At 75.3% G+C, this 21,706-nt stretch carries 17 protein-coding genes and 1 pseudogene; 6 read left to right on the top strand and 12 right to left on the bottom strand.

What is annotated here, in order from left to right:
- Window positions 1–16: 16 nt before the first annotated feature.
- A complete protein-coding gene (locus tag OG994_RS05615; RefSeq protein WP_328852424.1) occupies window positions 17–1,165 on the bottom strand; it encodes an acyl-CoA dehydrogenase family protein in 1,149 nt (382 codons plus the stop codon).
- Between the two features lie 209 nt (window positions 1,166–1,374).
- Between OG994_RS05615 and OG994_RS05610 the strand changes: the two genes are divergently transcribed.
- From OG994_RS05610 to OG994_RS05595, 4 genes are all read left to right on the top strand, one after another.
- Window positions 1,375–2,040: a TetR/AcrR family transcriptional regulator gene (locus OG994_RS05610; RefSeq protein WP_328852423.1), complete on the top strand. Its 666-nt coding sequence runs from the start codon at window positions 1,375–1,377 to the stop codon at window positions 2,038–2,040.
- A gap of 46 nt (window positions 2,041–2,086) precedes the next feature.
- Window positions 2,087–3,505 carry an aldehyde dehydrogenase family protein gene (locus tag OG994_RS05605; RefSeq protein ID WP_328852422.1) on the top strand — a complete coding sequence of 473 codons (1,419 nt, stop codon included), beginning with the start codon at window positions 2,087–2,089 and terminating at the stop codon, window positions 3,503–3,505.
- Window positions 3,502–4,575 carry an alcohol dehydrogenase catalytic domain-containing protein gene (locus tag OG994_RS05600; protein WP_328852421.1) on the top strand — a complete coding sequence of 358 codons (1,074 nt, stop codon included), beginning with the start codon at window positions 3,502–3,504 and terminating at the stop codon, window positions 4,573–4,575. The genes OG994_RS05605 and OG994_RS05600 overlap by 4 nt, the downstream gene beginning before the upstream one ends.
- A gap of 147 nt (window positions 4,576–4,722) precedes the next feature.
- On the top strand, window positions 4,723–5,520 hold the full coding sequence (locus tag OG994_RS05595; RefSeq protein WP_328852420.1) for an inositol monophosphatase family protein: 798 nt from the start codon (window positions 4,723–4,725) through the stop codon (window positions 5,518–5,520).
- Here the strand turns inward: OG994_RS05595 and OG994_RS05590 are convergent.
- The 10 genes and pseudogenes from OG994_RS05590 to OG994_RS05545 form a co-directional block, all read right to left on the bottom strand.
- Entirely contained in the window at window positions 5,492–8,281 is a 2,790-nt protein-coding gene (locus tag OG994_RS05590; RefSeq protein ID WP_328852419.1) for a helix-turn-helix transcriptional regulator, read from the bottom strand. The genes OG994_RS05595 and OG994_RS05590 overlap by 29 nt on opposite strands.
- A gap of 67 nt (window positions 8,282–8,348) precedes the next feature.
- A complete protein-coding gene (locus tag OG994_RS05585) occupies window positions 8,349–8,960 on the bottom strand; it encodes a TetR/AcrR family transcriptional regulator (protein WP_328853670.1) in 612 nt (203 codons plus the stop codon).
- A 90-nt stretch (window positions 8,961–9,050) separates the two neighbouring features.
- On the bottom strand, window positions 9,051–9,371 hold the full coding sequence (locus OG994_RS05580) for an SDR family NAD(P)-dependent oxidoreductase (RefSeq protein ID WP_328852418.1): 321 nt from the start codon (window positions 9,369–9,371) through the stop codon (window positions 9,051–9,053).
- 145 nt (window positions 9,372–9,516) lie between these two features.
- Window positions 9,517–10,803 carry an ABC transporter substrate-binding protein gene (locus tag OG994_RS05575; RefSeq protein WP_120326360.1) on the bottom strand — a complete coding sequence of 429 codons (1,287 nt, stop codon included), beginning with the start codon at window positions 10,801–10,803 and terminating at the stop codon, window positions 9,517–9,519.
- Window positions 10,804–10,880: 77 nt separating this feature from the next.
- The gene (locus OG994_RS05570; RefSeq protein WP_328852417.1) at window positions 10,881–11,996 is read right to left on the bottom strand and encodes a branched-chain amino acid ABC transporter permease; all 1,116 of its coding nucleotides are present in this window, start codon (window positions 11,994–11,996) and stop codon (window positions 10,881–10,883) included.
- A complete protein-coding gene (locus OG994_RS05565; RefSeq protein ID WP_328852416.1) occupies window positions 11,993–12,871 on the bottom strand; it encodes a branched-chain amino acid ABC transporter permease in 879 nt (292 codons plus the stop codon). The genes OG994_RS05570 and OG994_RS05565 overlap by 4 nt, the downstream gene beginning before the upstream one ends.
- Before the next feature lie 20 nt (window positions 12,872–12,891).
- Entirely contained in the window at window positions 12,892–13,617 is a 726-nt protein-coding gene (locus OG994_RS05560) for an ABC transporter ATP-binding protein (protein ID WP_192902034.1), read from the bottom strand.
- Window positions 13,618–13,773: 156 nt separating this feature from the next.
- Window positions 13,774–14,559 (bottom strand): ABC transporter ATP-binding protein, encoded by a 786-nt coding sequence (locus OG994_RS05555; protein WP_120326364.1) that lies wholly within the window; start codon window positions 14,557–14,559, stop codon window positions 13,774–13,776.
- A 145-nt stretch (window positions 14,560–14,704) separates the two neighbouring features.
- Window positions 14,705–15,608: pseudogene (locus OG994_RS05550) on the bottom strand (alpha/beta hydrolase family protein).
- A gap of 133 nt (window positions 15,609–15,741) precedes the next feature.
- Window positions 15,742–16,476, bottom strand: a complete 735-nt coding sequence (locus OG994_RS05545; RefSeq protein ID WP_328852415.1) for a YqjF family protein — start codon at window positions 16,474–16,476, stop codon at window positions 15,742–15,744.
- 244 nt (window positions 16,477–16,720) lie between these two features.
- Between OG994_RS05545 and OG994_RS05540 the strand changes: the two genes are divergently transcribed.
- A complete protein-coding gene (locus OG994_RS05540) occupies window positions 16,721–17,899 on the top strand; it encodes a low temperature requirement protein A (protein ID WP_120326367.1) in 1,179 nt (392 codons plus the stop codon).
- 9 nt (window positions 17,900–17,908) lie between these two features.
- Here OG994_RS05540 and OG994_RS05535 read toward each other — a convergent pair whose 3' ends face one another.
- Window positions 17,909–19,102 (bottom strand): low temperature requirement protein A, encoded by a 1,194-nt coding sequence (locus OG994_RS05535; RefSeq protein ID WP_328852414.1) that lies wholly within the window; start codon window positions 19,100–19,102, stop codon window positions 17,909–17,911.
- A gap of 194 nt (window positions 19,103–19,296) precedes the next feature.
- On the opposite strand from OG994_RS05535, the gene OG994_RS05530 reads away from it, so the two are divergent.
- Complete coding sequence (locus OG994_RS05530) at window positions 19,297–21,663, top strand: discoidin domain-containing protein (protein WP_328852413.1); 2,367 nt, start codon at window positions 19,297–19,299, stop codon at window positions 21,661–21,663.
- Window positions 21,664–21,706 lie beyond the last annotated feature (43 nt).

Here is a 21,706-nt window from a genome sequence, read left to right as displayed (position 1 = left end):
GGGGGCTTCCCCCTCGTCAGAAGGCGCTCACGCCGGTGAGCGCGCGGCCGATGAGGAGCTGTTGGATCTGGCTGGTGCCCTCGTAGAGGGTGGTGACGCGGGCGTCGCGGAGGTACCTGCCGACCGGGTACTCGTCGATGTAGCCGTACCCGCCGAAGATTTGCACGGCGTTGTTGGCGGCGCGCACGGCGGCCTCGCTGGCGAAGAGCTTGGCCATGGACGCCTCCGTGGCGTAGGGCTCGCCGCGGTCGAGGAGGTCGGCCACCTGCCAGACGAGCAGCCGCGCCGCGGCCGTGTCGACCGCGATGGCGGCGATCATCTGCTGCACGAGCTGGTGGCCGGCGATGGGCTTGCCGAACTGGGTGCGCTGCGCGGCGTACGCGACGGCGGCGTCCAGGCAGCCCTGGGCGATGCCGACGCAGCCGGCGGCGACCGACATCCGCCCCTTGGCGAGGGTGGCCATCGCCAGCCGGAAGCCCCCGCCCTCCTCGCCGAGGCGGGCGGAGTCGGGCACCCGTACGCCGTCGAAGCGCAGCTCACCGGTGGCCTGGCCGCGCAGGCCGAGCTTGCCGTGGATCTCCCGCCGGGCCAGCCCGGGGCTGTCGGTGGGCACGAGGAACGCCGTGATGCCCCGGTGACCGGGCCCGCCGGTGCGGGCGAAGACCAGCGCCACGTCGGCCGTGGTGCCGTTGGTGATGAACGTCTTCGTGCCGGTGAGCAGCCAGTCGCCGCCGTCGCGGACGGCACGGGTCGCCAGCGCCGCGGCGTCCGACCCGCTGTCGGGCTCGGTGAGCGCGAAGCAGCCCAGGGCCGCTCCCGAGCAGAGCCGCGGCAGCCAGTGGGCCCGTTGCTCGGCCGAGCCGTGCCGGGCGATCGACGCGGCGACCAGGCCGAGCGAGACGGAGACGATGCCCCGGACGGCCGAGTCGCCCCGACCCAGTTCCTCGAGCACCAGGCAGTACGTCAGGTGGTCGCCGCCGGAGCCGCCGTCGGACTCGGGGATGGTCAGGCCGAGGAAACCGAGGTCGCCGAGGAGCCCGACGATCGCCGGGTCGACCGACTCGCGCCGGTCCCACTCCGCCGCGTGCGGCCGCACCTCCCGGTCGACGAACTCGGCGGCGAGCCGGCGGACCGCCGCCTGTTCCGCGGAGAGACCCAGGTCCATGGAGATAAACTAGCGGTGCAAGTTAAATGAAGTCCAGACCCGCTGTGGCAGAGTTTCCGGCGGACCACCGGGCAGCCCGCCGACCTCGCGGACCGGCGGGACGGGCCCCGGCGGGGCACCGACCCGGCGACCGGCCGGCGGGGCACCGCCCAGGTGGCCGCCGACGGCGACACCGCGCCGGTCACCGTCACCGAGGGAAGGAGGACCGGATGCCCCGGCCGCGGCAGGCGCTGCTCAGCCGGCAGCGGATCGTCGAGGCCGCCGCCGCGCTGATCGACGCCGAGGGGCTGGAGGCCTTCTCGACCCGGCGGCTCGCCGCCGAACTCGGCGTACGTGGCCCCTCCCTCTACAACCACTTCGCCACCAAGGACGAGATCCTCGACGCGGTGGCCGACAGCATCACGGCGCAGGTGGACGTGTCGTTCTTCGGCCGGGTCGACTGGCGGGAGGCGCTGCGCCGGTGGGGACACTCGTACCGGGCCGCGCTCGCCGCGCACCCGAACATCGTGCCGTACCTGGCCCGCGGCCCGGGGCGCCGGCCGGCGGCGCTCGCCATGGCGGACGCCGTCTACGGCGGCCTGGTCGACGCCGGCTGGCCGCCGGCCCGGGCCACCCACATCGGGGCACTCATGCGCTACTTCGTGGCCGGGTCCGCGCTGGGGTCGTTCGCCCGCGGGTTCGTGGAGGACCCCGGCCTGTACGCCGAGCAGTACCCGCACCTCACGCAGGCGCACCGCCTCGCCGAGCACCAGCAGCAGGTGGACGAGGGCGCGTTCGCGCTCGGCCTCGACGCGCTCATCGACGGACTGTCGCGCACGTACGAGCGCCAGGTCGGGCCGCTGCCACCCCTCCCGCCGCCCGCGGAGGCGTACTAGGGTCCAAACTTGCAGCGCTAGTTTGGCGACGTACGTGAGGGGCGCCATGGATCTCGCACGGACCGACTTCTATCTCGACGGCCGCTGGGTCACCGCCTCCGGCGGCGAGACGATCCCGGTGCACAACCCCGCGACGGAGGAGGTCATCGCGGCCGTGCCGGCCGGCACGGCCGCCGACGTCGACCGGGCCGTGGCCGCCGCCCGGGCCGCCTTCGACGGCTGGGCCGCCACCCCACCGGCCGAGCGTGCCGCGTACCTGGACCGGCTGCACGCCGCCCTCTCGGCGCGGGCCGACGAGATCGCCCGCACCGTGGCCCTGGAACTGGGCGCGCCGCTGAAGCTCGCCACCCGCGTCCAGGCGGCCCTGCCGCTCACCGTGCTGCACAGCTACGTCGAGCTGGCCGCGCACCCGGCCACCGAGGAGACGGTCGGCAACTCCACCGTCGTCCGCGAGCCGGTCGGCGTGGTCGGCGCCATCACGCCGTGGAACTACCCGCTGCACCAGGTGGTCGCGAAGCTCGCCCCCGCCCTCGCGGCCGGCTGCACGGTGGTGCTCAAGCCGAGCGAACTCACCCCGCTGGTGTCGTACCTGCTCTTCGACGCGATCCACGAGGCCGGCCTCCCGCCGGGCGTGGTCAACCTGGTCACCGGCACCGGCCCGGTGGTCGGCGAGGCCATCGCCGCGCATCCGGACGTCGACATGGTCTCCTTCACCGGCTCCACGGCGACCGGCCGGCGGATCTCGCACCTCGCGGCGGACCGGATCGCCCGGGTGGCGCTCGAACTCGGCGGCAAGTCGGCGAACGTGGTCCTCGACGACGCCGACCTGGTCACCGCCGTGAAGGTCGGCGTCGGCAACGCGTTCCTCAACTCCGGTCAGACCTGCACCGCCTGGACCCGCATGCTCGTCCACCGCTCCCGGTACGACGAGGCGCTGGAGCTGGCCGCCAAGGTCGCCGCGGGCTACCGGCTCGGGGACCCGTTCGACCCGGCGACCCGGCTCGGCCCGCTCGTGTCCGCCGCGCAGCGGGAGCGGGTGCGCGGCCACGTCACCCGCGGCCTCGCCGACGGCGGCCGGTTGGTCGCCGGCGGTCCGGACGCCCCGGTGCCGGACCGGGGCTGGTACGTGGCGCCCACCGTGATCGCCGACGTCGACCCGGACAGCGCCCTGGCGCAGGAGGAGGTCTTCGGCCCGGTGCTCGCCGTGATCCCGGTGGACGACGACGACCACGCGGTGGCGGTGGCGAACAACTCCCGGTACGGCCTGGCCGGCGCGGTCTGGTCGGCGGACGAGGAACGCGCGGTGCGGGTGGCCCGGCGGATGCGCACCGGCGCCGTGGACGTCAACGGCGCGCCGTTCAACCCGCTCGCGCCGTTCGGCGGCTACAAGCAGTCCGGGATCGGCCGGGAGCTGGGCCGCCACGGGCTCGCCGAGTTCCTCCAGACCAAGTCGATCCAGCGGTGAGGGCGCTCGTCGTCCGCGGGGTGGGTGAGCGGCCGCGGGTCGAGGAGGTCGTTCTGCCCGCCCCGGGGTCGGACGAGGTCCGCGTGGCGGTCCGCGCCGCCGGGGTGTGCCACTCCGACCTGTCCATGGTGAACGGGACGCTCGCCGCGCCGTACCCGCTGGTGCTCGGGCACGAGGCGGCCGGCGTGGCCGTCGAGGTGGGCGCGGACGTCACCCGGGTGCGGCCGGGCGACCACGTGGTGCTGAACTGGGCGCCGCCCTGCCGGCGGTGCTGGTTCTGCGGCCACGGCGAGCCCTGGCTCTGCGAGCGGGGCGGGGCGCCCGCCGCGGCCCGGGGCGCCACGGCGGCCGGGGAACCCCTGCACGTGACGCTGGGCCTCGGCGCCCTGGCGCAGGAGGTGGTGGTGCCCCAGGCGGCGGTGATCCCGGTCCCGGCCGAGCTGCCGTTCGAGGCCGCGGCGCTGCTCGGCTGTGCGGTGCTCACCGGGGTCGGCGCGGTCCGCCGTACCGCCCGGGTGGCCGCCGGCGAGTCGGTCGTGGTGATCGGCCTGGGCGGTGTCGGCCTGGCGGTGGTGGGCGCGGCCCGGGCGGCCGGCGCCGACCCGGTGCTGGCCGTCGACGTCTCCCCCGCCAAGGCGGAGCTGGCGCTCGCGGCCGGCGCCACCGAGTTCCTGCTCTCCGGCGACTCGCTGAGCAGGGCGGTCCGCGAACGGACCGGGGGCCGGGGCGCCGACCACGCGGTCGAGTGCGTGGGGCGGGGCGGGACCATCCGCGCCGCGTGGCGGGCCGCCCGGCGGGGCGGGACGGTCACCGTGGTGGGCATGGGCGCCAAGGACGACGTCGTCCCGCTCGGCGCGCTGGAGATCTTCCACTCGGCCCGTACGCTGCGCGCCTCGGTCTACGGCTCGTCCGACCCGGACCGCGACGTGCCCGAACTGGCCCGGTCGGTGCTCGACGGCTCGCTCGACCTCGCCCCGCTGATCACCGACCGCACCGGTCTGGACGGCGCCACGGCGGCCCTGGACCGGATGGCGCGCGGCGAGGGCGCGCGCACGGTCGTGGTGCCCTGAGCCGGCCGTAGACGACCACGCGGGACGGCGGGCCCGGACGGGCGACCGGCACGCGGACGGGCCGGGGCCCCGGCGACCGGGCCGGTCCCGGCCGACGTGTGGTCGGGCCGGCGCTCGCGCCCCGTCCCATCCCGATACGCTCCGCAGATGATCAACTCTTGGACGGACCTCGACGACGCCGGGGTCGCGGTCGCCGCGGCGCGCGCCGGCGCGGACGTCGTCCGCAGCATGTACGGCCAGCGGCTGAGCCGCGTCGACAAGGGCGGCGGCGACTTCGCCACGGCCGCCGACGTGGCCGCGGAGCAGAGGATCGTCGAGGTCATCCGCGCCGCCCGGCCCGGGGACGCGGTGCTCGGCGAGGAGGGCGGCCGGCGGGGCGCGGCCGACGCGGCGCGCCGGTGGTTGGTGGATCCCCTGTGCGGCACGCTGAACTACGCCGTCGGCACCATGCTGGTGGCCGTCAACGTGACCCTGCCCGGCCGGGCCGCGGCGGTCGCCGACCCGTTCGCCGACGAGGTCTTCGTCACCGACGGCACGGCCGCCTGGCTGCGCCGCGACGGCGTCGACACACCGCTCGCGCCGTCGGCCGCCACCCGGCTGGTGGACGTCAACCTCGATCCGCCGTTCCCGGGCGCGCCCGCCTTCCGTGCCGTCGACCTGCTGGCCCACCCGGGGTTCGCGCGGTGGTTCCGACCCCGGGTCGTGTCGACGACGCTCGCGTTGGCCTGGGTCGCGGCGGGCCGGCGCGCCGCGTACGTCACCGACGGCGACGACCTGTCCGCCAGCGTGCACTTCGCCGCCGGCATCGCGCTGTGCCGGGCCGCCGGGTGCGTGGTCACCGGCCTCGACGGCACCCCGGCCGGGCCGGGGGTCCGCGGCCTCGTGGCGGCCGGCGACGCCGAGACGCACGGCCGGCTCATGTCCCTGATCCAGGACCGGCGCTGACGCGCGTCCCGGCGGCGCTTCGGGCCCCGACCGGCACGTCCTGGTCCAGCGCCCGAGCGAGCTGGGTGCGCGACCGGATGCCGAGCCGGTGGAAGATGTTGCGCAGGTGGTGGTCGACGGTCCGGGTGGAGAGGAACATCCGGGCGGCGACCTCGCGGTTGGTGGCCCCCTCGGCGACCAGGCGGGCAATCCGCAGCTGCTGACCGGTGAGCAGCCGCGCGGCGGCCGGGTCGGGCGCGGCGACCGACTCCCCGGCCGCGCGCAGTTCGGCGGTGGCCTGGTCGGCCCAGGCGGTCGCGCCGAGCAGCGTGAACGTCTCCCACGCGTCGTGCAGGTGGTCCCGGGCGTCCCGGCGTCGGCGCGCCCGCCGCAGCTCACGGCCGAAGAGCAGGGCGGTGCGGGCGCGTTCGAAGGCGTCCGCGTCGGCCGGGTGCAGCCGCAACGCGTCGCGGAACCGTTCCTCGGCCTCGGCGCTGCCGCGGGGGGCGAGCAGCGCGTGGCAGCGGGCCGACAGTGCGCGCCGGGACGGGCTGGCCGTGCTGCTGGCCCAGCGGTCGAAGACCGCGAGCGCGGCGGCCGCCGCCGGCCGGTGCGGCAGGTGGGCGGCGGCCTCCACGAGGTACGGGGTGGCCATCACCTGCACGAGGACCTGCCCCCGGCCGGTGGCGGGGCGGGCCAGCTCGGCGAGCCGGGTCGCTGCGGCGGCGTGCCGGCCGGCGGTCAGGTCGAGCACCGCGAGCGCCCACTGTGCCAGCGCCCGGGGCCGGCGGTGCGGCGCCGGCTCGTCACGGATCTCGCGTAGCCGCCGCAGGCAGGTCTCCCGGTCGGCGCGTACCGCCGCGAGCACCGCGAGCAGCCCCAGGTGCACGTCGGCCGCGTTGACCTGTCCGGTGGCGCGCGCGACGCGCAGCCCCTCCCGGCAGCTCTCCGCCGCCGCCCGGTGCCGGCCCAGCCAGTACTCGGCCGTGGCCCGCAGCTCCAGCGCGCGGGGCAGTGCGGCGAGGTCGTGCGTGTCGCGGGCCAGCTCGACGGCGCGCTCGGCGAGACGGTGGGCCGCGCCGTCCACGGCCACCAGCAGGCCGGCCGACGCCGCCCAGGTCAGCGCGGCCGGCGTGAGCGCCTGCCCGGTGAGCTGGCCGCCGCGCACGACGACGCGGCGCAGGGCGGGACCGGCCTGTTCCAGGTCGCCCCGCAGCGTGGCGCCCACCCCGGCGAGGTAGGTGCTGGTCAGCTCGGTCGCGGGCGGATCTCCGGGGCGGGCGAGGGCGCGGGCCCGCCGGGCGAGGTCGGCGTAGCGGTACTGCTCGCCGGAGAAGCAGAGCACCTCGCCGGCCCGCGCCAGCGCGGTGAGCGCCAGCGCGCGGTCGGTGCCGGCCAGCGCGTCCGCCGCGGCGAGCAGCGCCCGCATGGCCGCCGGGGTCCGGCCACCGCGCAGTTCCATCTCGCCGCGGAGCAGGTCGGCCCGCCCGGCGACGGCCGGCGGCACCGGCCCGAGGCCGGCCAGCAGCAGCCGGGCCCGCCGGGCGTCGCCCGCACCCCAGGCGTACGCGGCGGCGCCGACCCGTCGCCGCGCGGCGCACACGGGGTCGTCGCTCAGCTCGGCGGCGCGCTCCAGGGCGGCGGACGCGCGGAGTCCGCCGTCGTGGCCGGCGGCCCGCTCCAGTTCGGTGGCGAGCCCCGGTTCGGGGCCGGCGGCGGCCGCCGCGAGGTGCAGTGCCCGGCCGAGCCGGTGGGCGGGGTCGTCCAGCACCCCGGCGAGGCGCCGGTGCGCGGCCCGGCGCGCGGCCAGCGGGGCGGCGTCCGCCACCACGGCCCGGGCGGCGGGGTGCGGGAACGTGACGCGGTGCGCCGCGACCCGGACCAGCCCGGCCAGCTCGGCGGGGGCGAGCGCGGCGATCGAGGTGCCGCTGGCGAGCGCGGCGCGGACGAGGGTGTCCGGCGCGCCGTCCTCGTCGAGCGCGGCGAGCAGGAGCACCCGCCGGGTGTCGCCGGGCAGTTCGTCGAGGCGGGACCGGTAGGCCCGTCCGAGCGCGCCGTCGGGCGGCGGGGCGTCCGGCGGCGGTTCGTCACCCCGGCACTGGGCGGGGCTGAGCCGGCCGGCGAGGTCGACGAGGGCCTGCGGGTTCCCGCGGGCGGCCGCGGCGAGCGCCGCGGCCACCGGAGGGATCGGCGGCTCGGGCAGCCGGTCGGCGAGGAGGGCGGCGCTCTCCCGCTCGGTCAGGGGGCCCAGCCGGTAGGTCGGCAGGCCGGCGGGGGGCGTGGCGGTCGTCGTGAGGATGACGGCGACCCGCTGCCGACGCAGCCGCCGGGCCACGAACGCGAGCGTCTCGGCGGTCGCGCGATCACCCCGGTCGACGTCGTCCACGGTGCACAGCAGCGGACGCTCCCGCGCCGCGGCGGCGAGCAGCCCCAGGACGGCCAGGCAGAGCGCGAGCCGGTGCTCGGGCGGGCAGCCCGCGCCGGCCAGTGCCCGGCGCAGCAGGTGCGCCTGCCGGCCCGGGAGGTCGCCGGCCCGGTCCAGCACGGGGTCGAGGAGGCGTTGCAGCCCGGCGTACGGCAGGGCCGCCTCCTCCGCGAGACCGGCCGCGGCGATGGCGGCGCATCCGTCGGCGTGCCGGTGGGCGTGGTCGAGCAGCGCGGTACGGCCCGATCCCGGCTCGCCGTGGAACACCAGCGCGCCGCCGCCGTCGGCCAAATCGCCGAGGAGCCGGCGGATCGCCCCGCACTCCTCATCCCGGCCCGGCAGCGCGGTTATTTGCACTGTTGATGCACTAACCATGCATCGAGTGTCACCTATGCGTAACGGGTTGGAAAGAGGCCGGGATGGCTCAGTTCTCGGCGACCTGGGCCAGCAGGGCGCCCACGGTGCGGGCCATCACGGCGCGGGCCGAGGCGGCGCTGAGCCCCAGGCCGTCGCGGAGCATGGACCAGGCCGGCCACATGCTCGCCGCCACGATCGCGTCGACCAGCTGCTTGCGCCCCCGGCCGGCCCGGGCCAGCTCGGCGGCGAAGAGGGTCTCGACCTCGTCGCGCACCCGGGCGATGTGCATGAGGCGGTTGCGGTGCAACTGCTCCGACACGGGCTCCCGCATCTGCGCCGCCCGCGCCGACGGCGCGATGAGCTGGAGCAGCCGGGCCCGCTGCCGGCAGTACGCCTCGATCCGCCTCGTCAGCGGCAACGCCGGCGAGATCGGCCGGTAGGCCTCGTCCTGCCGGCGGAGCACCTCCGCCCCGCTGGCCTCGAAGAGGGTCTCCATGTCCTTGAAGTTGGTCCAGAGCGTCCGCAGCGAGATCCCGGCCCGCTCGGCGATCCGCTCCCCGGTCGGCCGCAGGTCGCCCTCGGCGATGAGCGCGAGGTGCGCGTCGACGATCGCCGCACGGGTCCGTTCCGAGCGCAGCGTCCGCCCGTCGACCCGGCCCGGCGCGGCCGTCCCGCCCATCGGCTCCCGTCCCCTCACCACCGCCGCGACCCACCCGGCGACACCGGCGAGTCTAGACGCGCCATGATCAGCGGGTTCACGGCGGCGCACTCACCCATCGCCGCCCCGCTCACGGCACGGCTCCGCGCGGGCGCGCGCGCCGTGCGGCCCCGTCTTCACCACCCCCGGGGCGACCGCGTTCACGCGGACCGCCGGTGCGAGCGCCCTCGTCGGCCCGGCCGCCACCATCTCCGCGTACGCGGGGCCGCCCAGCGCGTCGACCGCCTCGGCGAGCGCCTCGGGACGCCGGGCGGTCAGGCCGACGCGGGCGCCCTCGGCCACCGGTCGCCGCGCGATGGCGGGGCCGATGCCGCGACTGGCACCGGTGGCGAGCGCGACCCGGCCGGCCAGCCGACGGGAATCTGCATCCACAGTGCAGATAGTAGGAGCCGCGTCCCGTACGGTCAACGACCACCGTGGATGCCGGCCGCACGCACCGCGGCCCGCCGGGCCGGGAGACGGACAGGGCGGGGCCCGGTCACGGCGGGTCGTGCCGTGACCGGGCCCGGTCGTCGGGTCAGGAGCCCGTCGGCACCCCGTTCGCGGGCGGCGCGACGGCCGGGGCGGTGTACTCGTTCACCGGCCCGTCACCCTCGTCGGTCTCGTACGCCGGCCCGAAGTAGCTCTGCACTCCCCCGCTCACCCGGGTCAGCCGCTCCCCTCCGTAGCCGGAGTGGTCGGTGGCGGAGAAGCGCAGCGGGGCGAGCCCGGGGCCCTGGAAGCCGCCCTTCTCCACCGCCTCGACGATGGACTCCCGGGTGAGGTCCTTGCCCGCGGCGAGCAGTGCCTGCACGAACAGGTAGCCGACCGCCATCCCGTAGACGGTGTTGCCGTTGAACCCCGCGTTCCCGTTGTACTCCTTGTTGATCCGGGTGAAGAGCTGGATCCACGGGTTGGCGGTGTCGTTCTGCATCGGCAGGTAGTTGACCCCGATCATGCCCTCCAGCAGCGGGGCGGCGTCACCGAGCTGCTTCGTCAGGGTCGCGTGGTCGGCGCCCACGTTGGAGACCAGCCACTGGGGCCGGAAGCCGAGCTTGGCGGCGGTGCCGATGGACAGCGCCGTGAAGCCGGGCACCGTGGCGAGGACGACGACCTGGCACCCGGCCGCCTTGAACGCGCCGATCTGCGGTCCCACGTTGGTGTTGCTGGTGACGTAGGTCTGCTTGACGGCCACCGCGCCGGCGCCGAGGATCTTCTCCACGCCGAGGAGGCTGTCCCGGCCGAAGTCGTCGTCCTGGCCGAGGAAGCAGACCTTCCGCCCGGCCAGGTTGGTCTTGATGTGGTGCGCCAGGATCTTGCCCTCGACGGTGTAGTCGGGGTTGAAGCCGAACGTCCCCGGATACTTGTCCGGCTGGTCCCAGCTGCGGCTGCCGGAGGCGACGAAGAGGTCGGGCACCCGGTTGGTCTTCAGGAAGTCGAGCACGCCCGTGTGCGTCGGCGTGCCGAGCCCGTTGAGGATCGCGAAGACCTTGTCCTGGAGGACCAGCTGGCGCACCACCTGCTGGGTGTTCGCCGGGTTGTAGCCGTCGTCCATGATCTTGTAGGTGATCTTGCGGCCGTGCACACCGCCGTTGGCGTTGACGTAGTCGAAGTACGCCTTGGTCGCCGGCGCGATCTCCGAGTAGCCGGCGGCGGCCGGGCCGGTGAGCGGCATGTGGGTGCCGACCACGATCTCGGTGTCGGTGACGCCGGGCACGTTCGCGCGCCCGGAGCCGGAGCCGCCGTCGTCGCCGCACGCGGCGGTGGCGGCGAGCAGAGCGATGGTGCTGGCGATCGCGAGACCGCGTCGTGCCATCCGGTGCATGGGAACACCGACCTTTCTCGCTGGGGGTTTGGTGGTGGGGGTGGGGCGCCCGGCCCGGGGGAAGGCCGGACCAGGAGCTAGGACCGGCGGGCCCGCCAGCGGGCGAGCACCGCGCGGCCGAGCCGGGACAGCAGGCCCTGCACGCCGCCGGGCGCGACGATCATGACGACGATCAGGGTGGTCCCGAAGATCGCCAGCGGGAGGTTCCCCTCCAGCCGCTGCGCCGCGGCCGGCGAGAGGGTGAACAGCTCGGTCACCGAGTGGCTGAGGTCGGGCAGGGCGACCAGCAGGACGGCGCCCCACACCGCCCCGGCCAGCCGCCCGAGCCCGCCGATCACCACGGCCATGAGCAGGAAGAGCGACAGGGTCATCGAGAACGCGCCGGGTGACACGCTCTGCGCCAGCACCGCGAGCAGCGCGCCGCCCAGGCCGGCGGTCGCGGCGCTGACCACGAAGGCGAGGACCTGGGTGCGGGCGACGTGGATGCCGGCGAGCCGGGCGGCCACCTCGTCGTCGCGCACCGCCCGGAACGTGCGGCCGTAGCGGCTGCCTACCAGGTTCGCGAGGAGCACCAGGGCGAGCAGGGTGGCCGCGCCGGCGACCCAGAGCTGCCACCGCTCGTAGGGGAAGTACGGGCCGAGCGCCAGCGGGGGTGGCTCGACCGGCACCGACAGCCCCTGCTCGCCGTTGAAGACGCCGTCGAAGGTGACCGCCAGCGCCGGCACCACGATGGCGACGGCCAGCGTGACCCCGGCCAGGTACGGGCCGCGCAACCGGGCGGCGGCCACGCCGACGACGGCGCCGACCGCGACCGTGGCGACGACCGCCGCGGCCAGCGAGACGGGCAGCAGCCAGCCGCCGGTGAGCCCCCGGTCGTAGAACGCGTTCTGGCAGAGGGCGACCGTGTAGGCGCCGGTGGCCATCAGCGCGCCGTGCCCCAGCGCGAGCTGGCCGTTGAGCCCGGTGAGCACGGTCAGCCCCGCGACGGCGCAGAGGTAGGCGGCCACCGTGGCGAGCTGGAAGTTGCGGAAGGGCTCGACGGCATAGCTCACCCCGACCAGGAGCAGCCCGGCGACCACCGCCACGGCGAGGTGACGCAGCAGCGTGCCGCCGCGACGGCGCGGCGCGCCCGGCCGTCCGGCGGCGCCGACGGGGGACTCCTGGGGCGGCGCGACCGCCCGGGTGGCGCTCACACCCGCCTCGCCGCGACCGTCGAGAAGAGCCCGCCGGGGCGCACCAGCAGCACCGCCAGCAGCAGGACCAGCACCGCGAGCGGGGTGAGGTCGCTGCCGGCGTAGCCGCTGACGTACGAGAGCAGCAGGCCGACCGCCAGACCGCCCACCACCGCCCCTGGTGGACTGTCCAACCCGCCGACCACCGCCGCGGTGAACGCCGAGACGAACACGAGATCCATGGCGTGCGGGTGCAGGCCCAGCTCGGTCGGGATGACCAGCATGGCGGCCAGCGCGCCGACGCCGGAGGCGAGCGCCCACCCGAGGGTGAGCATCCCGCCGACGTTCACCCCGAGCAGGCGCGACACCTCGGGGGCGAACGCCGCCGCGCGCATCCGCAGGCCGACCGCGGTCCGGGCGAAGATCCAGGCGAGCGCGCTGACGACCACCCCGACCGCGGCGAAGACGAACAGGTCGTACGGGGAGAGCACCGTGAGCCCGCCCACCGTGAACGCGCTGCGGGAGAAGGGCACCTCGGCGGGCCGGAACTGGCTGCCGTAGATCATGCCGAGCACGGCCTGGATCAGCAGCACCAGCCCGAGCGCGACGATCACCGGGTTGAGCGGCGACGCGTGGTTCACGTGGCGCATCACCACCCGGTCGACCACGGCGCCGAGCAGCAGCCCGGCGGCGAGGGCCGCCAGGAAGCCCAGCCAGTAGGAGCCGGTCGCCGCGGTGACGCTGTAGGCGACGTACGCGGCGGCGACGGCCATCGCCCCCTGGGCGAAGTTGACGACGCGCGCGGCACGCCAGATCAGCACCAGCGCGAGCGCGAACGCGGCATAGACCGCTCCCCGGGACAGGCCGTCCAGGGTGAGGAAGATGAAGCGGTCCACGGTGCTCCCTCCGGGGATGGTCAGAAACCGAGGTAGGCGTGCCGCAGGTCGGCGTCGTCGCGCAGCTCGGCCGCCGGGGCGGTGGCGGCCACCCGCCCCAGGGACATCACCACGCCCTGGTCGGCGACCGAGAGCGCGCTGCGCACGTTCTGCTCCACGAGCAGCACCGCGAGGCCCGTCCGGTCGCGCAACTGCCGCAGCAGAGCCATGATCTGGGCGACCACCCGGGGCGCGAGGCCCAGCGACGGCTCGTCGAGCAGCAGCAGCCGGGGCCGACCGACCAGCGCCCGGCCGAGCGCGAGCATCTGCCGCTCCCCGCCGGAGAGCTGATGGCCGAGGTGCCGCCGGCGGCGGGCCAGCGGCTCGAAGAGCTGGTAGACCTCGTCGAGCGCCCGGGCGGCGTCGGCCCGGTCACGCCGCCACAGCCCGCCGAGGCGCAGGTTCTCGTCCACGCTGAGTTCGCCGATCACCCCGCGTCCCTCCGGCACGTGCGCCATGCCCCGCCGCACGAGCTGCTCCACCGGCGTACCGCGCAGGTCCTCCCCGGCCAGCTCGATCCGGCCGGCGAGGGGGCGCAGCATGCCCGAGACGGCGCGCAGCAGGGTCGTCTTGCCGGCGCCGTTGGCCCCGACCACCGCCGAGATCGAGCCGGGCGCGACGGTGAGGTCGACGTCGTGCAGCACCGGTGCGGCACCGTAGCCCGCCGAGAGGCCGCGCACCACGAGCAGCCCACCCAATTCGCTCATGCCGCCGCCTCCCTCCGGTCGGCGACGGCACGAGACTCAACCGCACTCCACCCGATGATTCGCTCGCACGGCTCGCTCATGCCGCCGCCTTCCTCCGGTCGGCGACGGCACGAGACTCAACCGCACTCCACCCGATGATTCGCTCGCACGGCTCGCTCATGCCGCCGCCTCGTCGACCTCGGCGCCGAGGTACGCGTCGGTGACGGCCGGGTCGTCGCGGACGTCGTCGGGCGTGCCGGCGGCGATCACCCTGCCGAAGTCCAGCACCACGATCTCGTCGCAGACCGCCATCACCAGGTCCATGTGGTGCTCGACCAGCAGGACCGCGCACGGGTCGGTCTCGCGGCGCGGCAACCGCCGGATCAGCTCGGCCAGCTCGGCGATGTCCTCGGCGCCGAGGCCGCCGGCGGGTTCGTCGAGCAGGAGCAACCGGGGCCGGGCGGCGAGCGCGCGGGCCAGGGCGACCCGCTGGCGTACGGCGAACGGGAGCGTGCCCGGCGCGGCGTCGGCGTGCCCGGCGATGCCCAGCCCGTCCAGGACGTCGAGGGCCTCGCGCCGCAACCGCTCCTCGTCCCGGTCGCTGCGGGGCAGCCCGAGCAGCGCCGGAAGGAAACCGGCCCGTGCGGTGTGCGTGGCGCCGGCCATCACGTTCTCCAGCACGGTGAGCCCCGCGAAGAGCCCGGTGCCCTGCAGCGTCCGGGCGATGCCCAGCCGCGTCAAGCGGTGCGGCCGGGGCCGCAGCGGCCGGCCGTCCAGGGTGAGCGAACCCGAGTCCGGCGTGATGAAGCCGCAGATCACGTTGAACAGGGTGGTCTTGCCGGCGCCGTTGGGGCCGATCACACCCACGACCCGGCCGGGAGGCACCCGCAGCGAGACGTCGTCGAGGGCGGTGAGGCCTCCGAAACGCACCCCGATGTGGTGCAGTGCGAGCCCTTGCTCCATCACCGGTCCCTCGGGTCGTGGCGGAGTTATTTACACTCGCAGTGTACGTTTCTCGGATTCCGCGTCAATACCTTCGATGTCTCGGCTCGGGCACGACGGCGCAGGGTGGGGCGGCCGCGACCGCGGCCGCCCCACCCGTCGGCGGTCAGGCGCTCGGGCAGGTGTTGCGGTACTCCTCGATCGCCAGGCCGCTGGGGCCCGGGCAGAGGAACTGCTCGTTAGCGGGTGTCGTTGTCGACGAAGCGCTTCAGCCAGGCGACCATCTGCCGGGCGGTGGGCGTGTTGACCGTCTGCGGGAAGAAGTGGCTGGCGTTGTTGAGCTCCAGGTACGCCTTCTCCGCCGAGGCCGGGATGCTCGTGTAGAACGGGATCGAGTGGCTGGCGACCGGGGCCACGGTGTCCGACTCGCCGCCGATGATGAGCGTCGGCACCTGGAGCGTGTTCCAGGTCTTGTCCGTGTTCCACGGCGCGAGCGGCACGGCGGCCTGCAACGAGGGGCGCAGCGCGGCCGCCTCCAGGCTGCCGCCGCCGCCCATCGAGTGGCCGGCCACGGCGAGCCGGCTGCCGTCGATCCGGCCGCGCACCGAACTCCGCTCCACCAGGTAGTCGAGCGCGGCCAGCAGTTGCCGGCCGCGGCTGTCCGGCTGGTCGAGCCGGGTGTTGGTCTCGATGCCGATCACCACGAAGCCGTGCGAGGCGACGCGCGGGCCGAGCCAGTCGATGCTGGACCACGAGGCCGTGAACCCCGGCGAGATGGCGATGGCCCCGAACGTGCCCTGGCTCGTGTCGGTCGGGTAGTAGATCACCCCGCCGCCGAAGCCGGTGACGCTCAGCGAGGAGACGGTCTGGGACGCCGTGGCGAAGGGGCCGCGGCTGGCCTCCAGCAGGGCGACCGTCGGGGCCGGACCCCGCTCGTACGGGTTGTCGGCGGCCTGCGCGGCGCCCGGCGACGCGGCGAGCGCGCCGCCGGCGACCAGGACGGCGGCCGTCACCGCCCGTGCGACGCGGGTGAGACGTGGACGGGTACGGGTGGTGGTTGGTGTGGACACGTCGGGAACTCCCTAGCGGTGGGGGATGTATCGACGTGCATCAGTCTTCGGCGGATCGCGGGCGCCCCGCATCGGTGAAATCACCGGTCCCCGGCCCGACGGACCGGGCGCCTCCACGGGTCCGGGGTGGCGGTCAGCGCACGGTGGTGGGGGCGCCGAACCGCACCGGCACGCCCGGGGACCACAGGACGCTCACCGGCGCCGACGCCGACACGTCCAGACCGGCCGCGCCCACCAGGTGGTCGTCGAGGTGCACCAGCTCCGCCCGGTGCAGCGGCCAGCGCGGGTGGACGTTGGGCAGGTGCAGCGTGCGCCCGAACGCGCGGGTGTGCAGGCCCCAGCGGGCGGTGAGGAAGTGGTCGAGCGGGCTCGGCTCGGTGATCGCCTGGCCGACGCGTACGGTGAGCGCGCTGCGCGTGCCGCGAGGGCCGGGCCACCGCCGGCGGCAGGTGTAGGTGCACAGGTCACCGTCACGGCGCAGGCGCATCCGCGACCAGAGGTACGGCAGCCGCAGGCTGGCGCGCGCCGCGAGGACGGGCAGGAGCCGGGCCGCGTCGAGGGAGCGGAACACGACGGCCCGCCGGCCGGCGGTGTCGACGCTGTACACCCTCACGTTGGTCTCGCAGAACGTGCCCAGGTAGGGCAGGCCGGGGCCGGCGAGCGGGCCGAGCCGCACCATGCGGAACGCGACAAGACCGACGTACGTGCGGCCGTCGAGCACGTCCGGCCGGGTTCCGGGCGGCAGCAGCGGCGCCACCACCTCCGGGTCCACGGCCCAGTGCAGGAACGCGAGGTACTGCCACCGCTGCACGAGAACCGGCCGGCGGACGGGCCGGACGGCCTCCGCCGTCACCGCCTCGGCGTCCATCCGGGCATTGTCGCCCGGTTCGTGGCCGGCGCCCCGCCGGGACCGGCCGGCGTGTCGGCCAGGCGCTCCGCCGGGGCCGGCCGGCGTGTCGGCCGGGCGCTCCCTCCGGGTCGCCCGGACGGCGCGTCGACCCCCGCCCGGGTGGGCCCGGCCGTTTCCGGCGCGCCGCCGCCCGGGCCCTCGGTAGCGTGGCAGGTGGCCCGAGACCGGTCGCGGCGCCCGCGCACCAGAGGAGGCAGACGCGGTGACGTCGAGTCCGCTCCCCCGCATCCTGCGCCGGCGCGGCGAGCCCGAGCATCCGACCTTCCTGGAGCTCTTCTTCGACCTGGTCTACATCTTCATGCTCTCCCGGATCTCGGCCGGACTGGCCGACGACCTCACCGTCCCGGGCGTCACCACGGCCGCGATCCTGCTGGCGGCGGCCTGGTGGGTGTGGGTGCTGACCGCCTGGCTCACCGACCTGTTCAATCCGCGCCTGCCGATCATCCAGGCGACCGTCCTGGTGGTCATGTTCGGCGCCCTGCTGATGGCGATCGCCGTGCCGCACGCCTCCGACGACTACGCGTGGCTCTTCGTCGCGGCGTACTTCGCCATCCACGTCGCCCGTGACGTCGTGCTCATCCCCGGCACGCGGGTGAACCCCGCCATCCAGGCCCGCAGCATCCGCGTGTTCTTCTGGTTCGGCGTCACCGCCGCGCCGTGGGTGGCCGGGGCGTTCGTGGACGGGACGGCCCGGCTCGTCCTCTGGGGGCTCGCGGTCGCTGTCGACCTCGGCTCGGCGCGGATCGGCTGGCCGACGCCCCGGCTGGGCCGCACCGACCTGGCCAGCCAGATCTTCACCGGGTCGCACCTGTCCGAGCGGCACCGGGAGATCTACATCGTCGCGGTCGGCGAGCTGATCCTCTCCGTCGGCACCGGGCTCGCCGCCAGCGACTTCGAGGCGGCCCGGGTCGCGGCCAGCGCGGTCGCGTTCGCCGCGGGCGTCCTCCTCTTCCAGCTCTACTTCCACCGGGTGCGGCAGCTCCTGGCGCCGCGCACCGTCACGAGCGTGGAGCGGGTGCGGCCCGGCACCGCCGCCTCGTACAGCCACCTCACGATGGTGGGCGGGGTGCTGCTCGTCTCGACCGGCGTCTCGCTCGTGATCGAGCGACCCCTCGGCGCCACCCCCGTCGCCTGGCTGCTGGTCCTCCTCGGTGGGCCGGCGTTGTTCCTGTTCGGGAGCTGCCTCTTCGACGCCGTGGTGACCGGCCGACCGCTGTGGTCACGGGCCCTGGGCGTGGTGCTGCTCGCCGCCCTCGCGCCGGCGGCGGCCCCGCTGCCGCCGCTGGCCGTCCTCCTGCTGGCGAACGTGGTGCTGCTGGTGATCCTCGTCGGCGAGACGGCCGCCCCGCGCTCGCGCATGGTCCGCGTCCCGACCGGTTGAGGCGGCCGGTCAGGCGTGCCCCGGCGGCGCCGGTACGCGGGCGTGCAGCCGGGTGCTCACCAGGTTCGCCGCGGCGATCATCGCGAGGATGCCCGTGGCGAGCAGCGCCACCATGACCGGCGGCAGCACGGCCGACGCCGGCGCCGCCGCGCCCAGCAGCACGAGGCCGGCGACCCGGGAGCGCGAGACCCGGCCGAACACGGTGTAGTCGAGCAGCCCGCGGCCGACCAGGAACAGCGCCGGCCCACCGAGGATGACCGCGGCCCAGGACGGCGGAGTGTCGCCGAACGGGCGCACCACGACGAGCTGGCTGGTGACGGCCGCGCCCCCGATGCCCGCCACCATGATCAGGTGGGTGACCGCGGCGGACTGGGTGAGCAGCGACGGGTTTCTCGAGCGGCCGATCGCCTCGGTCAGCAGCTCGCCGGCCCGGTAGATGTAGATCCGCCACATCAGCACCACCGTGGTGAACACCACCGCGAGGGCCCACCCGCGGTCCAGGGTGTAGGCGCCCTGCGTGTACGTCGTCCCGCTGACGAGGACCGCCACGCCGAGCGCGACGATGACGAACTGCCGGTACCGCTCGGCCACCCGCTCGCCGACGAGCCGCCACTCGGCGGCCTGGGAGCGTCCGAGCCGCGGCACCGGCCAGCCGAGCGTGGCCGCTGTGTACTCGACGGTGACGGCGAGCGCCCAGAGCACCAGCCGCGCCGTGCCGTGGACCAGCGCCCCGGCGATCCAGCCGACACCGGCGAGCGCCTCCCAGAAGGCGACCCGGCTGCTGCGGCGCGGCTCGGCCGTGTCCCGCGCGAACGACAGGTAGTACGCGCTGGATCCGAGATGGATGGCGAGGTAGGTGACCGCGAAGAGGAGGCCCCGCTCGCCGTACGCCTCGGGCACGGCGGCGGCGAGGAGCAGGCTGGCCGCGGCCACGCCGACGACCTGCACCTGCACCACCGGGCGGTTCAGGTCGATCGTGTCGGCCGCCCACGTGGTCAACGCCCAGACCAGGGTGAAGGCGAAGAGCAGCACCAGCGTCCGGGCCGTACCGCTCCAGGTCAGGTCGGCGGCGAGCGTCTTGGTGAGGGAGACCAGCGCGAAGACGTAGACCAGGTCGAAGAAGAGTTCCAGGAAGGCGGGGCGGCCCCGGTCCCGGCGGGTCGCACGGGCCGCCTCGGCGCCACCCTCCGCCGCCATCGCCATCGCGTGTCACCCGGCCCCGCCGCACCGCCGTCTCCCCGGAGGTTACGGGTCACGGTGCGCGACCGCCCATAGCATCGAGTTCTTACAGGCGTATAGCCGGGATCTTTCATGCATCGGTCGGACTATTGCGACGGCATGTCGGTCGCTGGCATGATGGCCGTCAATTCCCTCCGACCCCCGAAGGAGCGGTTGTCATGGCGCTCACCCGGCGCACCCTGATCGGCTCCGTGGCGGCGGGATCCGCGCTCGCCGCTCTCCCGGAGCTGGCCGCACCCACCCCCGCCGCGGCGGCCAGCCCGCCCGGCGACGTCGTCGGCAAGATCACCGTCGGCTACCAGGGCTGGTTCAGCTGCCCGGGCGACGGCGCCCCGATCGGCGGCTGGTGGCACTGGAGCCGCGACCGCTTCCAGCCCCCGTCGCCGGCGAACACCACGATCGTCTCCTGGCCCGACATGCGGGAGTACGCGCACGGCTACACCACCGCGTACCCGAACCTCGGCAACGGCCAGCCGGCCCAGCTCTTCTCCTCCTACGACCAGCAGACCGTCGACACGCACTTCCGGTGGATGCAGGAGCACGGCTGCGACACCGCGGCGTTGCAGCGGTTCAACCCGTTCGGCGACGAGGGGCCGACCCGCGACGCCATGGCCGTGAAGGTGCGCGGCGCGGCGGAGCGGTTCGGCCGCAAGTTCTACATCATGTACGACGTCACGGGCTGGACGTCGATGCAGTCGCAGATCAAGCAGGACTGGACGACGAAGATGTCGGCGCACACCGCCTCACCGGCGTACGCCCGGCAGAACGGCCGCCCCGTGGTGTGCGTCTGGGGCTTCGGCTTCAACGACGACGGGCGCCCGTTCGCGCCCGAACCCTGCCTCGACGTGGTCCAGTGGTTCAAGGCCCAGGGCTGCTACGTCATCGGCGGCGTGCCCACCTACTGGCGGGAGGGCATCAACGACTCCCGGCCCGGCTTCGGCGCCGTCTACCGCGCCTTCCACATGATCTCGCCGTGGATGGTGGGGCGCACCGGCACGCTCGACGGCCTGGACTGGTTCTACACCAACGTCAACGTGCCCGATCTCGCCGACTGCGCGGCGCACGGCATCGACTACCAGCCGTGCGTCATGCCCGGCGACCTGTCGGCCGGGCACCGCCGGCACGGCGACTTCTACTGGCGGCACCTCTACAACATGGTCCGCCTCGGCGCGCAGGGCCTCTACGTGTCGATGTTCGACGAGTTCAACGAGGGCAACCAGATCGCGAAGACCTCCGAGACGCAGGCGACCACACCGGCGGGCGCGGGCATCCGCGCCCTCGACGAGGACGGCACCGCCTGCTCGGCCGACTACTACCTGCGCATCACGGCGGACGGCGGTCGGATGCTCAAGGGGCAGCTCCCGCTCACTCCCGTCCGGCCCACGCCGCCGGTCCCCAGCGGCGGCCAGCCCCCGGGCGGCAACCTGGCCGCCGGCCGGCCGGCGACGGCGAGCAGCCAGAACGGGCCGTACGTCGCCGGCAACGCCGTCGACGGCGACCGGGGCAGCTACTGGGAGGCCGCGGCCAACGCGTTCCCCCAGTGGTGGCAGGTCGACCTCGGCGCGGCCCACCCGGTGAACCGCCTCGTGCTGGCCCTGCCCGCCGGGTGGGAGGCACGCACCCAGACGATCTCCGTGCAGGGCAGCGCCGACGGCGCCACCTTCACGACGGTCGCCGCACCGGCCGGCGTCCGGTTCGACCCGGCGACGGGCAACACCGCCACCCTCACGCTGCCGGCCACCTCGGTCCGCCACGTCCGGGTGACGATCACCGGGAACACGGCGTGGCCGGCGGCGCAGCTCGCGCACGTCGAGGTGTACGCGGCCACCGGCTCCACCACCCCGCCGACGCCGCCGACCGGCCTCACGGTGACCGGGCGCACCGCCACCAGCGTGTCGCTGTCCTGGAACGCCTCCACCGGCGGTGTGGCCGGCTACCAGGTCCGCCAGGGCGGGCAGACGGTCGCCTCGGTCAGCGGAACCGCCGCGACCGTCACCGGTCTGAGTCCAGCCACCACGTACACCTTCACGGTCGTGGCGGTCGACGCCGCCGGCACCCCGTCCGCGCCGTCCAACGCGGTCACCGTGACCACCGACGCCCCGCCGCGGACCGACCTGGCGCGGGGCCGGCCGACCGCGCAGAGCAGCCAGACCCAGACGTACGCGAGCGCGCACGTCGTCGACGGCGACCCGCACAGCTACTGGGAGAGCGCCAACGGCGCCTTCCCCCAGTGGGTGCAGGTCGACCTCGGCGCGACCGTCGCGATCGGCCGCGTCGTGCTCCGCCTGCCCCCGTCGCCCGCCTGGTCGGCCCGGACGCAGACCCTCTCGGTGCAGGGCAGCACGGACGGCGCCGGCTGGAGCACGATCGTCCCCTCCGCGGGCCGGCGCTTCGACCCGGCCGCCGGCAACGAGGTGACGCTGACGTTCGCGGCCACCTCGACCCGGTACGTGCGGATCCACGTCACCGGCAACACCGGATGGCCCGCCGGCCAGCTCTCCCAGCTCGAGGTCTACGCCTCCTGACCCCCGGCCGCCGGCACGCCGGCCGCCGGGCGCACCACACACC

Source organism: Micromonospora globbae (assembly GCF_036184225.1).
Classification (GTDB): domain Bacteria; phylum Actinomycetota; class Actinomycetes; order Mycobacteriales; family Micromonosporaceae; genus Micromonospora; species Micromonospora globbae.
Note: the sequence above shows the minus strand (reverse complement) of the source record. Positions and strands in the feature narration are given on the sequence as shown.

Bases quoted from the DNA above. Each gene is read 5' to 3' on its own strand.
- OG994_RS05615 (WP_328852424.1), bottom strand. From the start codon at position 1,165: ATGGACCTGGGTCTCTCCGCGGAACAGGCGGCGGTCCGCCGGCTCGCC.
- OG994_RS05610 (WP_328852423.1), top strand. From the start codon at position 1,375: ATGCCCCGGCCGCGGCAGGCGCTGCTCAGCCGGCAGCGGATCGTCGAG.
- OG994_RS05605 (WP_328852422.1), top strand. From the start codon at position 2,087: ATGGATCTCGCACGGACCGACTTCTATCTCGACGGCCGCTGGGTCACC.
- OG994_RS05595 (WP_328852420.1), top strand. From the start codon at position 4,723: ATGATCAACTCTTGGACGGACCTCGACGACGCCGGGGTCGCGGTCGCC.
- OG994_RS05585 (WP_328853670.1), bottom strand. From the start codon at position 8,960: ATGGGCGGGACGGCCGCGCCGGGCCGGGTCGACGGGCGGACGCTGCGC.
- OG994_RS05575 (WP_120326360.1), bottom strand. From the start codon at position 10,803: ATGCACCGGATGGCACGACGCGGTCTCGCGATCGCCAGCACCATCGCT.
- OG994_RS05560 (WP_192902034.1), bottom strand. From the start codon at position 13,617: ATGAGCGAATTGGGTGGGCTGCTCGTGGTGCGCGGCCTCTCGGCGGGC.
- OG994_RS05555 (WP_120326364.1), bottom strand. From the start codon at position 14,559: ATGGAGCAAGGGCTCGCACTGCACCACATCGGGGTGCGTTTCGGAGGC.
- OG994_RS05545 (WP_328852415.1), bottom strand. From the start codon at position 16,476: ATGGACGCCGAGGCGGTGACGGCGGAGGCCGTCCGGCCCGTCCGCCGG.
- OG994_RS05535 (WP_328852414.1), bottom strand. From the start codon at position 19,102: ATGGCGATGGCGGCGGAGGGTGGCGCCGAGGCGGCCCGTGCGACCCGC.
- OG994_RS05530 (WP_328852413.1), top strand. From the start codon at position 19,297: ATGGCGCTCACCCGGCGCACCCTGATCGGCTCCGTGGCGGCGGGATCC.